This is a genomic window from Methylobacterium bullatum (genome assembly GCF_014845095.1).
In the GTDB taxonomy this organism is placed as follows: Bacteria; Pseudomonadota; Alphaproteobacteria; order Rhizobiales; family Beijerinckiaceae; genus Methylobacterium; species Methylobacterium bullatum.
Genome location: NZ_NKUG01000077.1, coordinates 38,822 through 50,771 on the forward strand (window position 1 = coordinate 38,822; position 11,950 = coordinate 50,771).

Consider the following 11,950-nt stretch of genomic DNA (forward strand, 5'->3'; position numbering starts at 1 on the left):
ACCTGCATCCGGCCGTGGGCCATTCGAGGGGAGATCCGAATGCGGCAGACGACCTTCGGGCCGACTGGGCGGCCCGTCTCCGTCATCGGCCAGGGCACGTGGTATCTGGACGAGGCACACCGCCCGGACGCCGTCGCCGCCCTGCAGCGGGGCCTCGATCGCGGGATGAGCCATATCGACACCGCCGAGATGTATGGCGAGGCCGAACTCGTGGTGGCGGAGGCGATCGCGGGGCGACGCGACGAGGTATTCCTCGTCTCGAAGGTGCTGCCGAACCATGCCTCGGCACGCTCCGTCATCACCGCCTGCGAGCGTTCGCTGGCGCGCCTGAAGACGGACCGGCTCGACAGCTATCTCCTGCACTGGCGGGGCGGGATTCCGCTCGAGGAAACCATCGGTGCCTTCGAGGGCCTGGTCCGGCAGGGCAAGCTCCTCTCCTGGGGCGTCAGTAATTTCGACGTCCCCGATCTCGAAGACGCTCTCGCCGTAGCCGGCGAGGGCCGCATCGCCTGCAATCAGGTGCTGTATCATCTCGGGGAAAGGGCGATCGAACACGCCGTCCTTCCCTGGTGCGCGGCGCATGGCGTCGCATTGGTCGCCTACAGCCCCTTCGGCCATGACGACTTCCCCGAGCCGGACTCGGCCGGCGGACGCGTGCTCGGAGAGATTGCCGCCGAGACGGGAGCGACGCAGCGGCAGGTCGCCCTCGCGGCGCTGACGCGGTCGCCCTCCGTCCTCGCGATCCCGAAAGCCGCGCGAATCGCGCATGTGGAGGAGAACGCCGCCGCCGGCGAGCTGACGCTGACCGATGGTCAATGGCAGCGCCTCGACGATGCCTTTCCGCACGGGACCAAACCCGCGCACCTACCGATGCTCTGAGGCACGGATCGGGTTCGCCCTGGCCGGAGAGAGAAAAGCCGGGCGTGACCCTCAAGCCACAGCATCGGGAAGATGAGCGAACCTCCCGGACCGTATCCGAAAAGAAACCACATTTCCCGCCGAGCTAGACCGTCCAGGAAACGGACGGGAGCGAGACGGCATGGGGTATCCCCGATCGGCGACGACGGGACTCTACGGGGTCCTGCTGATGACGACGATGGGCCTCGGTGCCTGCAATTCCCCCACCACGACCGGCTCCCTCGGCGGCCCGGGCCTTGCGGCCAAACCCATGGCGGTGAGCGACCAAGAGCGCGACTGTCTCGGCCGCGCCATGTATTTCGAATCGAACCGCAGCGATTCCGAAGGCCTGCTCGCCGTCGGCACGGTGGTGATGAACCGCCTCGAAGCCGCCGCCTTCCCGAACGGCGGTATCTGCGCCGTCGTCGGCCAGCCCCGACAGTTCGCCACCGGCGTGCTCACCAAGCCCATGGCGGAGAAGGACCTGACCAAGGTCGCGGACGCGGCCGACGCGGTCCTGGCCGGCCAGCGCCACCCGAAGGTCGGCCGCGCCATGTACTTCCACACGGCGGGCCGCACGTTCCACTACAACAACATGCATTACGTGGCGGTGGCCGGCGGCAACGCCTTCTACGAGAAGCGCAAGCCCGGCGCCGTGGAGCAGGCCCGGCCGCCGGCCGCCCTGGCCTATGCAGCGGCCCCGACGCCGACCGCCTCGGAGGCGGCTCCGGCCGCACCGGTCCAGGCCATCGCGAATCCTGCTCCCGCCGGTGTTCCGGCGACACCTGTGGCAGCCGCCGTACCGGAAGTGACCGGCCGCCAGCCCGTCGCCGCCTCCCACGCCGCCGTGAGCCAGGGCGCGCATTCCAAAACCTCACCGAAGCCGGCAGCGGAAACCCAGGTCGCTCATGGCAACGGCCCGGCTGCCAAAGGCCGGGCTACGAAGAGCCCGGCGACGCTGGCGGCCCTTGCCCCCGAGGCGCCACCGCCGCCGCCCGTCATCAACCTGCCGAGGCCGTGACCCGGCCAGTTCAGACGGTGACCTGAGTCCCCACTTCCACGACACGGCCGGTGGGGATCTGGAAGAAGTCGGTGGCGTCGTTGGCGTTCTTGGCGAGCGTGATGAAGATCCGGTCTTGCCAGAGCGGCATACCGGAATGCGCGGCGGGGCGGATCGAACGGCGCGACAGGAAGAACGACGTCGCCATGATGTCGAACTTGAAGCCCTGCTTCTTCAGGAGCGTCAGCGTCCGCGGGATGTTGGGCTGCTCCATGTAGCCGAACTTCATCACGATCTTCGAGAAGTGCGGGCCGATCGGCTCCATGCGGATACGGTCCGCCTCGCTTGCACGGGGGGTGTCCACGGTCTCGACCGTGAGAATCACGTTCTTCTCGTGCAGCACCTTGTTGTGCTTGAGGTTGTGCAGCAGGGCCGCCGGGGCGATGGACGGGTCGCTGGTGAGGAACACCGCCGTGCCGCGCACGTGATGGGGTGGGCTCTTCTCCAGCATGCCCACGAGTTCGAGTAGCGGCACGTCTGTCTTGCGGGTCTTGTTGAACAGGATGTTCACGCCCCGCACCCAGGTCCACATCACGATGATGAGCATCCCGGCCAGCACGAGGGGCACGTAGCCGCCCTCGAACACCTTGAGCAGATTCGAGAGCAGGAACAGGAACTCGATGACGATGAACGGCATGATCGCGGCGGCGGCGGCGATCGGCGACCATTTCCACGACTTCCAGAGCACGATGAAGCCCATGCTCGCGGTCAGCAGCATCGTTCCCGTCACGGCGATGCCGTAGGCGGAGGCCAGGGCCGAGGACGACCGGAACAGGATCGCCAGGACCACGACCCCGATCAGCAACAGGATGTTCACCTGCGGCAGGAAGATCTGGCCGGAATGCGATTCCGAGGTGTGGCGGATCTCGAGGCGCGGAAGCAGGCCGAGCTGGATAGCCTGGCGCGACAGGGAGAACGCCCCGGTGATGACGGCCTGGCTCGCGGTGACGGTGGCGATGGTCGCCAGGATCACCATGGGCAGAAGGCCCCATTCGGGGACGAGCTGGTAGAACGGATCCGTCGTGTCGGGCACGTTGAGGACCAGCGCCGTCTGGCCGAGATAGTTCAGGGTCAGGCACGGGGCCACGAGGCCGAGCCACGCCACCTGGATCGGCCGGCGTCCGAAATGCCCGAGATCGGCGAACAGCGCCTCGGCGCCGGTCACCGCGAGGAAGACCGCGCCCAGCGCCACCAGGGCCCCGGTGCCGTGGCCGAGGAGGTAGTGCACCGCGTACCAGGGATTGAACGCCTGGAAGACCTCCGGCCGCGAGACGATGTGCGGCAGGGCCGCGAGCCCCAGCGCCAGGAACCAGACCACCATGATCGGGCCGAAGAAGGCCGCCACCTTGCTGGTGCCCCGGCTCTGGACCATGAACAGGGCGAAGATGATCGCCACCGTGATCGGCAGCACGTAATGCTCGAAGGCCGGGGTTACGAGCTTCAGGCCCTCCACGGCCGAGAGTACGGAGATGGCCGGCGTGATGACGGCGTCGCCGTAGAACAGAGAGGCGCCGAGCAGCCCGAGCATGAACACGATGCGCGACCCGCCCAGCGCCTTGCGGGCCAGGGCCATCAGCGAGAGGATTCCGCCCTCGCCGTTGTTGTCCATGCGCAGCAGGATGACGACGTATTTGATCGTGACGATCAGCAGGAGTGCCCAGAGGATCAGCGACGTCGTGCCGAGGACTTCCTCGGTCAGCAGGATGCCGTCCGCCCGCGCCGGGCCGAGCGCCTCACGGAAGGCGTAGAGCGGGCTGGTGCCGATGTCTCCGTAGACGACGCCGACGGAGCCGACGACCAGCGTCCAGAAGTTCGTCTTCCCATGCCCGTGATTGCCCGACCCATGCTCGCCCGACCCCGTCTCGGGATGGGCCGCGGGGCCTGGCTGAGCGCCGGGGACGCTCGGGATGGAGGTTTGCGTCATGCGCTGCGATCAGGCTTCTGCGACGGGGAAAGGAATCGAATGGGGAGGCTCGGATTTTTTGGAGCGTGACGTAGCGACGGAGACGGGCGAGCCGTGAGCGCTCCTCTGTCCCGCCTCACACGGACACGTCGCGGCCGAACCGGCGGCCGGCCCCTGAGGTACCGGTGCACGACGGCTCCCAGCGCGAAGCATGCCAAAGTCGTATCATGCGGGTGTGACGCCGAGAACGACGATCCCGTGATGTCCGGGAAGGCTTCCCCGGGAAGGCGAGCGAAGTCGCCCCGCGTGCCGGAGCAGCGCGGGGCGACGGGCGTCACGACGGACGGGCTCACTCGGCGGCGGTGCGGGCGCCCTGGCCGAAACGGCGCTCGATATAGTCGATCACCACCGTCTCGAAATCCTTGGCCAGCGTGGCGCCGCGCAGGGTCATTGCCTTCTTGCCGTCGATGAAGACCGGTGCGGTGGGGGTCTCGCCGGTGCCGGGCAGCGAGATGCCGATATCGGCATGCTTCGATTCGCCGGGTCCGTTGACGATGCAGCCCATCACCGCAACGTTCAGGCCCTCGACTCCCGGATAGGTCTTCTTCCATTCCGGCATCGAGGTGACGATCCAGTTCTGGATGTCGCGGGCGAGTTCCTGGAACGTGGTCGAGGTGGTGCGGCCGCAGCCGGGACAGGCGGCCACCATCGGCACGAAGGTACGGAAGCCCATGGTCTGCAGGAGTTCCTGCGAGGCCTTGACCTCCACGGTGCGGTCGCCGCCGGGCATCGGGGTCAGCGAATAGCGGATCGTGTCGCCGATGCCTTCCTGGAGCAGCACGCCGATGGCTGCCGAGGCCGCGACCAGACCCTTCGAGCCCATGCCGGCCTCGGTGAGGCCGAGGTGGATCGCGTAGTCCGAGCGCCTGGCGACCTCGCGGTAGACCGCGATCAGATCCTGCACCGCCGAGACCTTGGCCGAGAGGATGATCCGGTTCTTGGGAAGGCCGAGTTCCTCGGCGCGCTGGGCCGAGGACAGGGCCGAGCGCACCATGGCCTCGCGCATCACGGCGCGGGCATCGATGGGACGCGCGGACCGGGCGTTCTCGTCCATCAGGTGGGTGAGCAGGGCCTCGTCCAGCGAGCCCCAATTGGCGCCGATGCGGATGGTCTTGCCGTAGCGGATCGCCTGCTCGACGATGGTCGAGAACTGCGTGTCCTTCTTCTCCTTGAAGCCGACATTGCCCGGATTGATCCGGTACTTGGCCAGGGCCTCGGCGCAGGCCGGGTGATCGGAGAGAAGCTTGTGGCCGATATAATGGAAGTCGCCCACCAGGGGCACATGGACGCCGATGCGGGCCAGACGGTCGCGGATCTTCGGGACCGCGGCGGCCGCCTCGTCGCGGTCGACGGTGATGCGCACGAGTTCGGAGCCGGCCCGCGACAGGGCGGCGACCTGCGCCACGGTGGCATCGATGTCGGCCGTGTCGGTGTTGGTCATCGACTGGACGACGACCGGGGCGCCTCCGCCGACGGTGACGGCCCCCTCGCCCTCACCCACCGTGACCCCCACCGTGCGGTGACGCGGCGTCGGACCGGCGATCTCCGGGCCGGTAATCGAAATGCCGGGGCCGAACGGATCGGCGGAAGTGGCTTCCATCATGGCGTCCATCGCTGACCTTGCTTATGGCCTGGCCTGCCCTGCCCTGAAGCGAGCGCCCGGCCATGGTCGTCTGGTATCGAATCCTGCCGATCCTTTGCGAAGATCGGGTGAAGGGTCCGGTTATCTAGACCCCTGCCGGTTAGCTGAGATGGCGCGCCGCATGCGTCAAGCCCGCTTACCGCATGGTGAAACCAGGGGGCAGGACGGACCACGCGCAACACGTTGGCTCAGCGTCGGCTGACATGTCTTATCCCATGGGCGATGTCGAGGGAATTGGCGCAGTGCGACATGTCCGCCACAGGAACGGCCCAAGCGGAACCGATCCATGCAGCCACCGTTTTGCTGCCCTGCGACCTTTGATGCTGCAATGCAGTATGCCCATGCGCACTTTATCGATGCGTCTGTGCAATTCTGCCACGTGGAGCTGACGATGCTCGATTCCCAACAGCCTGCCCCGGTCGATTCGCCCTCTACCGATAGGGAAGTGGCGCCGCCGCGCCCCGCCTCGCGCCCGCCCGTCAGCCTGGCCGGTCCGAATGCCGAGAAGACCGTCGCGCTGGCCCTGCAGGGCGGCGGCGCCCACGGCGCCTTCACCTGGGGCGTGCTCGATGCCCTGATCGAGGATGGCCGCCTCGCCTTCGAGGCCGTCACCGGTGCCAGTGCCGGGGCGATGAACGCGGTCGTGATGGTCGATGGCTGGATCGCCGGAGGGCCGGAGGGCGCCCGCGCCGCCCTCGACCGGTTCTGGCGCGAGGCGAGCCTCGACGGTGACCTGTGGCCGGCCCAGCGCGGCGTGTTCGACCGGCTCTTCGACTTCTGGAACGAGAACCCGGTTCTGGACTTCTGGACGCGGGCGCTCAGGACCAGCCCCTACGTCTCCAACCCGCTCAACGTGAACCCGCTGCGCAAGGCCCTGGCCAAGCACGTGGATTTCGAACGTCTCCGGACGGCGGAGACCGCCGGGATCTATGTTTCGGCCACCAATGTCTGGACCGGCAAGCTCGCCGTCTTCGAGCGGGATTCCCTCAGCATCGACCATCTGATGGCCTCGGCCTGCCTGCCGACGGTGTTCCAGGCGGTGGAGATCGACGGCGTGCCCTATTGGGACGGTGGCTATCTCGGCAACCCGCCGATCTACCCGCTCTTCCACGGTGCCCGGACCCGCGACGTGGTGCTGGTTCAGATCAATCCGGTGGAACGCCGCGAGACCCCTCGCTCGCGCGAGGAGATCCAGGACCGGCTCAACGAGATCACCTTCAACGCCAACCTGATGCGGGAACTGCGCGCCATCGATTTCGTCGACGGGCTGATCGAGGACGGCGTGCTCGGCCGCAACGACTACCATCGCATGCTGGTCCATCGCATCGATGGGACTGGGGCCCTCGACGATTACAAGGCCTCCTCGCGGATGGATGCCCGGATGCGCGTGTTCGAAGGGCTGCGCGACAAGGGCCGCGCGGCGGCGCAGGCTTGGCTCGCCGAGCATTACGAGGGCATCGGACGAACCTGCACGCTCAATCTCAAGGCGACCTATCAATAGGGTTCCGGCCGGCCGGATTAGTCGGCCGGGCTCGCGCGTTAACTGAGCATGACGGCCGAACCCACCCAGACCGCCTCCGCTTCCTCCATCGTCGACCTGCTGGTCCCGCTGCGACGCTATGCGCGTTCGCTGACGCGCGACGCACTGAAGGCCGACGACCTCGTCCACGATACCCTCGTCCGCGCGCTGGAATCCGGTCTCTCCGTGAGGCCGAACACCAACCTGCGGACCTGGATGATGACGGTGCTGCACAACGTCTTCATCGACGACCAGCGCCGCAAGCGGGTGGAAGCCCGCCATGCCGAAGCCCTCGTCCAGATGGGCGACGAGAGCGTGCCGCCCGCGCAGGAGGGACAGGTGCGTCTCGCCCAGATCCGTCAGGCCTTCCTGACCCTGCCGGAGGAGCAGCGCGCCGCGCTCCACCTCGTGACCCTCGAAGGCATGGCCTATGCGGATGCCGCGGCCGTGCTCGGAATTCCCATCGGCACGCTGATGTCCCGCCTCGGTCGCGGTCGCGCCGCCCTGCGCGCCTTCGAGGAAGGCCAGACCGGCCGCGGCCGCTCCGAATCCTCGCCGGGTTCGGGGACGGCCAGACCCGAACGACCGCATCTGCGCCTCGTCAGCGACTGGAACGGCCAGGATTCCCGGCAGGACGTCCGGCTCGCGTCGAAAGCCATTGGCGGCTCGTAACCGCACAGAATTCGAGGGTACTCGGCTCCTCCGAGTACCAGGACTGTATGGAAGCATCGCCGTTTCCGATCGTTGAACTGGATACGACCGTCATGATCGACCCGATCACCGACAGTGACCTCGCCGCCTTCGTCGACGGCCAACTCGACGTCATGCGCCGGCTCGAGGTGGAAGCTCATCTCGCCCGCACGCCGGAGGCGGCGGCGCGGGTGATGGCCGAGATGCATGACAGGGACGCCCTGCGCCAGGCCTTCGCGCAACTGCCGGGACCGGGACCGGAGCGCAACCGCGCGGCGGCCCGCCGCCTCGACCGGTCCATGGCCTGGCGGCGCGTGGGCGAGCGGCTCAAGCGGGCGGCGGTGATCGTGCTTCTCGTGGGTGCCGGCTGGATCGCGCATTCGGACACCGGCGTGTTCGGCGTGCCCGACACCTTCGCCGCCCCGGTGGATCCGGCCCTGGTCGCCGATGCGCGCCAGGCGAGAGAGGTAGCCCAGATCCGCGCCCGCCTCGGCTCGCCCGCCTCGCCGAGCTACGACAAGGCCGGCATCTCCGGTGCCACCGGCATCGTCCTGCCGGACCTGCCGGGGGATTGGTCCGTGCGCGACGTCCAGATCGTGCCCGCGCGTCACGGGGCCGGGGTCGAGGTCATGATCGACGCCCCCGATCTCGGCGAGATCTCCCTGTTCGCGGCACGGGGCACCAACGAGGCGGCCTTCACCGGAGAGGTGACGAGCCCGGGCGACGGCGAGACCGTCTACTGGACGGCGGGTCGCTCGGTCTATGCGCTCAGCGGCAACGGCCACCAGGATGCGCTGCAAGAGGCGGCGCGGCGCCTCGCCTCGATCGATCCCGCCAAGCGCTGATCCGCCGGATGGCGCGGCCCGGCCGTCGCGCGTCGGATCTCAGCCGATCATCGACGGAACTCGGTCGTTCGCGATGAGCGTGCGCGCCTCGGCCGCATCCACATCCATCCTGGCGATCAACGCCTCGGCGCCGGAGAAACGTTCCTCGCCGCGGATGTAGCCGAGGAACTCCACGGCGATGGTCCGGCCGTAGAGATCGCCCGAGAAACCGAACAGGTTGACCTCGAGCAAGGGCGCGCCGTCGTCGAAGGTCGGACGACGGCCATAGCTCGCCACGCCGTCCCGCACCGTTCCATCGGGCAACCCGATGCGGACGGCATAGATGCCGTGAGAGAGGGCACAATCGGGCAAAGCCACATTCGCCGTGGGATAGCCCAGCGTCCGACCGCGCTTGTCGCCGTGCCGGACTTCTCCGCAGACAAACCAGCGGTAGCCGAGAAGCCGGTTCGCGCGAACGACGTCGCCCTGTCGCAGTGCTTCCCGGATCGCGCTCGACGAGACGGGAGCCTCGCCCTCCCCGATCGAGACCGGGGGGATGATCCGGCATGCCAGGGAGGCTTCGGCGCAGAGCCGGGCCAGCACCTCCGGCGTTCCCTCGCGTCCCCGCCCGAAATGGAAGTCGTGGCCGATCACGACGCCGGTGAGGCCGAGATCGCGCACGAGCAGGCCGTGGACGAACTCGGCGGCAGTGGTCCCCGCCATGAGAGCGTCGAAACGGCGCACGATCAGGCCGTCGAGGCCGAGGCGGGCGAAGACGATTTCCTTGGCAGCCGATCCCGTCAACCGGAACATCGGCAGGTCGGGGGCGAAATAGGCGCGCGGATGCGGTTCGAAGGTCAGCATCACCGCCGGCACGCCGCGCCGGTCGGCCTCCTCGCGGACGGCTTCCACGAGAGCGCCGTGGCCCCGGTGAACGCCATCGAAATTGCCGATCGCCGCGATGGCGCCGGCAAGGGCCGCCGGCACCGCTTCGTCCTCGCGGCAGATCGTGAAGGGCCGCCCCGACGGGGAGGCGGCTCCGGGGCGCACGGAAGGATCGTCGGCTGGCGCCATCGGGTTCAAATGGTCTCGAAGAAGCTGCGGCCGAAGCGGCGACCGTGGGGGATTCCGCGCGGGAACCTGTCGAAAAGCCGGAGGGGGGTCAAGGGAAGCGGCCGCCCGATCGACGGAGGATGCGCGATCCCTTGCGCAGTTAACCGCTTCGCAATGCTGGGCGAGGTACTTTCACGAACGAGAGGCGGCGCGAGGCGGCGCTTCCCCCAATTTTTTGCCACTTTCTCCGGTTCGCGGCATGCCGCACCGGCCCTGCACCGACGGAGCACCCCGACCCATGGCCCTCGATCTCGGCATGCCGATCCTCGTCGTGGACGATTATCAGACGATGGTCCGCATCATCCGCAACCTGCTCAAGCAGCTCGGCTTCGAAGAGGTCGACGATGCCTCTGACGGAACCGCCGCCCTCGCCCGGCTGAAGAACCGCAAATACGGCCTCGTGATTTCCGATTGGAACATGGAGCCCATGACCGGTTACGAGTTGCTGCGCCACGTGCGTGCCGACGAGGCCCTGCGCACCACGCCGTTCATCATGGTCACCGCCGAATCGAAGACCGAGAACGTGATCGCGGCCAAGAAGGCCGGCGTGAACAACTACATCGTCAAGCCCTTCAATGCGGCGACGCTGAAAAGCAAGATCGAGGCTGTTTGCGGCGCTTGAGCCGCAGACCCGATCTCTTTCTTCGGCGACTCACAGCATCGTGGAGCAACAAGCGATGGCCATGGCGGAAAAGTCACGGAAGGCCAGCCCTGACCCGGCATCGACGCGACCGTCGCTGATCCGGGAGCTGGTCGAGATCGCCGACTACATCGCGCATGTCCGCAGGGAGATCGCGGCCCTGCGGGCAAACGAGCTCACCCGTGACCGTCTGCCGATGGCGCATGAGGAGCTCGGCAGCGTCGTCGAGGCGACGGCGGGGGCGACGAACTCCATCATGAATGCGGCCGAGGAAATCCTCAGCCTGCCCAACGACAAGAACTACCGCGCCGCCGTCGAGGCACGGATGAACGACATCTTCGAGGCGTGCACGTTCCAGGACATCACGGGCCAGCGGATCGCCAAGGTGAGCGAATCCCTGCGCCAGCTCGAAAGCCGCCTCACGCGTTTTGCCGCCGCGGTGAAGGCGAAGGATGAGGGTGGCGTCGACCCGGCCGAGGTGGAGCGCCGGGTGCGAGCCGAGCTCCTCCTCCTCAACGGACCACAGATCAAAGGGCCCGCCACCGCCCAGGACGAGATCGACGCCCTGTTCTCCTGATCGGCGGGTCTCGCCGCTTGGGGCCGATGAGATCCGGGGCCGATGAGATCCGGGAACGCTACCAGATCAGCCGCTCGATGACGGCATCCGGGCGAACATCCTGCCGAGCAAGCCATTCGGACACCTCGCCGAGCGTGTCGTGCTCGGCGAGAACGCCGAGTTCCTCTGCGTGGATGCCTCGCGCCACCAGAAGGTTCGGGATGCCGTAGGCCGCCGCCCCTGCGATGTCAGTGCGCAGGGCGTCGCCGACGGCGAGGACGCGGGCGACGTCCGGCGCGGAGCCACCGTCGAGCTCCGCCGCCATGGCGAGCGCCGCCTCGTAGACGGGGCGGTACGGCTTGCCGGCATAGGTCACCGCGCCGCCGATCTCCGCATAGGCCTGCGCGATCAGACCGGCGCAGGGGATGAGCTTCTTCTCGCGCTCGACCACCAGATCGGGATTGGCGCAGATCATCGGCACGTCCCGCGCCCGGAACCCGGCCAGCGTCTCACGGTAATCCTCCGCCGTCTCGGTCGTGTCGTCGAACAGGCCGGTGCAGACCACGCGATCCGCCTCCCCGGCCGCCACGAGGTGGATGTCGAGGCCATCGAAGATCGTGGCATCGCGTTCCGGCCCGAGATGGTGGATGCGCTCGCCCGGATGCTCGGCGATCAGCCGCCGCGTCAAGTCGCCGGAGGTGAGGATGGCATCGTAGGCCTCCCGCGGCACGCCGTAGCCGTCGAGGATGGTCCGGACGCCGGCCCAGGGGCGGGGCGCGTTAGAGACGAGGATGACGCGCCGCCGGCGACCGTCCTCGGGCAGGGTGCGGAATCGGATCAGCGCCTCGCCCGCCCCCGCATGGGCCCGCGTCCCGTCATGCAGGACACCCCAGACGTCGCACAGGATGAGGTCGTAGCGCTCGGCGACGGCGGAAAGCCCGCCCAGAATCGGAACCGCAGCCGAGGATGCGGCGCGCGCGATCGTTTCGCTCATGAATCTGGCCTGACTGGCAAGGTATCGGGGGCATCGAGAATGGCTGACCGGT

Annotated in this window: 11 protein-coding genes; 7 read left to right on the forward strand and 4 right to left on the reverse strand. The window is 67.9% G+C overall.

Annotated features, from left to right (window positions below):
- The first annotated feature begins 39 nt into the window (after window positions 1-39).
- Both MBTS_RS12065 and MBTS_RS12070 read left to right on the forward strand, forming a co-directional pair.
- Entirely contained in the window at window positions 40-879 is an 840-nt protein-coding gene (locus tag MBTS_RS12065; RefSeq protein ID WP_147830540.1) for an aldo/keto reductase, read from the forward strand.
- A 160-nt stretch (window positions 880-1,039) separates the two neighbouring features.
- On the forward strand, window positions 1,040-1,918 hold the full coding sequence (locus tag MBTS_RS12070) for a cell wall hydrolase (RefSeq protein ID WP_147830542.1): 879 nt from the start codon (window positions 1,040-1,042) through the stop codon (window positions 1,916-1,918).
- A 10-nt stretch (window positions 1,919-1,928) separates the two neighbouring features.
- Here MBTS_RS12070 and MBTS_RS12075 read toward each other — a convergent pair whose 3' ends face one another.
- Together MBTS_RS12075 and ispG are read right to left on the reverse strand one after the other, a co-directional pair.
- Entirely contained in the window at window positions 1,929-3,881 is a 1,953-nt protein-coding gene (locus tag MBTS_RS12075) for a potassium transporter Kup (RefSeq protein ID WP_056143720.1), read from the reverse strand.
- A gap of 328 nt (window positions 3,882-4,209) precedes the next feature.
- Window positions 4,210-5,523 (reverse strand): flavodoxin-dependent (E)-4-hydroxy-3-methylbut-2-enyl-diphosphate synthase, encoded by a 1,314-nt coding sequence (gene ispG, locus MBTS_RS12080; protein ID WP_187273356.1) that lies wholly within the window; start codon window positions 5,521-5,523, stop codon window positions 4,210-4,212.
- Window positions 5,524-5,953: 430 nt separating this feature from the next.
- Here ispG and MBTS_RS12085 point away from each other — a divergent pair, with 430 nt between their 5' ends.
- The 3 genes from MBTS_RS12085 (at window position 5,954) to MBTS_RS12095 (ending at window position 8,616) form a co-directional block, all read left to right on the forward strand.
- The gene (locus MBTS_RS12085) at window positions 5,954-7,063 is read left to right on the forward strand and encodes a patatin-like phospholipase family protein (protein ID WP_238254225.1); all 1,110 of its coding nucleotides are present in this window, start codon (window positions 5,954-5,956) and stop codon (window positions 7,061-7,063) included.
- Between the two features lie 48 nt (window positions 7,064-7,111).
- A complete protein-coding gene (locus MBTS_RS12090; RefSeq protein WP_056160596.1) occupies window positions 7,112-7,753 on the forward strand; it encodes a sigma-70 family RNA polymerase sigma factor in 642 nt (213 codons plus the stop codon).
- 92 nt (window positions 7,754-7,845) lie between these two features.
- Window positions 7,846-8,616 carry an anti-sigma factor family protein gene (locus MBTS_RS12095; protein ID WP_043765038.1) on the forward strand — a complete coding sequence of 257 codons (771 nt, stop codon included), beginning with the start codon at window positions 7,846-7,848 and terminating at the stop codon, window positions 8,614-8,616.
- A 39-nt stretch (window positions 8,617-8,655) separates the two neighbouring features.
- On the opposite strand, the gene MBTS_RS12100 is transcribed toward MBTS_RS12095, so the two are convergent.
- Complete coding sequence (locus tag MBTS_RS12100) at window positions 8,656-9,669, reverse strand: bifunctional riboflavin kinase/FAD synthetase (protein WP_147830543.1); 1,014 nt, start codon at window positions 9,667-9,669, stop codon at window positions 8,656-8,658.
- A 277-nt stretch (window positions 9,670-9,946) separates the two neighbouring features.
- Between MBTS_RS12100 and MBTS_RS12105 the strand changes: the two genes are divergently transcribed.
- The gene (locus MBTS_RS12105; protein WP_018046001.1) at window positions 9,947-10,330 is read left to right on the forward strand and encodes a response regulator; all 384 of its coding nucleotides are present in this window, start codon (window positions 9,947-9,949) and stop codon (window positions 10,328-10,330) included.
- A 55-nt stretch (window positions 10,331-10,385) separates the two neighbouring features.
- Window positions 10,386-10,925 carry a protein phosphatase CheZ gene (locus tag MBTS_RS12110; protein WP_018046000.1) on the forward strand — a complete coding sequence of 180 codons (540 nt, stop codon included), beginning with the start codon at window positions 10,386-10,388 and terminating at the stop codon, window positions 10,923-10,925.
- Between the two features lie 58 nt (window positions 10,926-10,983).
- On the opposite strand, the gene MBTS_RS12115 is transcribed toward MBTS_RS12110, so the two are convergent.
- Window positions 10,984-11,898: a TIGR01459 family HAD-type hydrolase gene (locus tag MBTS_RS12115; protein ID WP_147830545.1), complete on the reverse strand. Its 915-nt coding sequence runs from the start codon at window positions 11,896-11,898 to the stop codon at window positions 10,984-10,986.
- Window positions 11,899-11,950 lie beyond the last annotated feature (52 nt).

Coding starts and splice junctions, on each gene's coding strand:
- MBTS_RS12065 (WP_147830540.1), top strand. CDS start 40: ATGCGGCAGACGACCTTCGGGCCGACTGGGCGGCCCGTCTCCGTCATC.
- MBTS_RS12070 (WP_147830542.1), top strand. CDS start 1,040: ATGGGGTATCCCCGATCGGCGACGACGGGACTCTACGGGGTCCTGCTG.
- MBTS_RS12075 (WP_056143720.1), bottom strand. CDS start 3,881: ATGACGCAAACCTCCATCCCGAGCGTCCCCGGCGCTCAGCCAGGCCCC.
- ispG (WP_187273356.1), bottom strand. CDS start 5,523: ATGATGGAAGCCACTTCCGCCGATCCGTTCGGCCCCGGCATTTCGATT.
- MBTS_RS12085 (WP_238254225.1), top strand. CDS start 5,954: ATGCTCGATTCCCAACAGCCTGCCCCGGTCGATTCGCCCTCTACCGAT.
- MBTS_RS12090 (WP_056160596.1), top strand. CDS start 7,112: ATGACGGCCGAACCCACCCAGACCGCCTCCGCTTCCTCCATCGTCGAC.
- MBTS_RS12095 (WP_043765038.1), top strand. CDS start 7,846: ATGATCGACCCGATCACCGACAGTGACCTCGCCGCCTTCGTCGACGGC.
- MBTS_RS12100 (WP_147830543.1), bottom strand. CDS start 9,669: ATGGCGCCAGCCGACGATCCTTCCGTGCGCCCCGGAGCCGCCTCCCCG.
- MBTS_RS12105 (WP_018046001.1), top strand. CDS start 9,947: ATGGCCCTCGATCTCGGCATGCCGATCCTCGTCGTGGACGATTATCAG.
- MBTS_RS12110 (WP_018046000.1), top strand. CDS start 10,386: ATGGCCATGGCGGAAAAGTCACGGAAGGCCAGCCCTGACCCGGCATCG.
- MBTS_RS12115 (WP_147830545.1), bottom strand. CDS start 11,898: ATGAGCGAAACGATCGCGCGCGCCGCATCCTCGGCTGCGGTTCCGATT.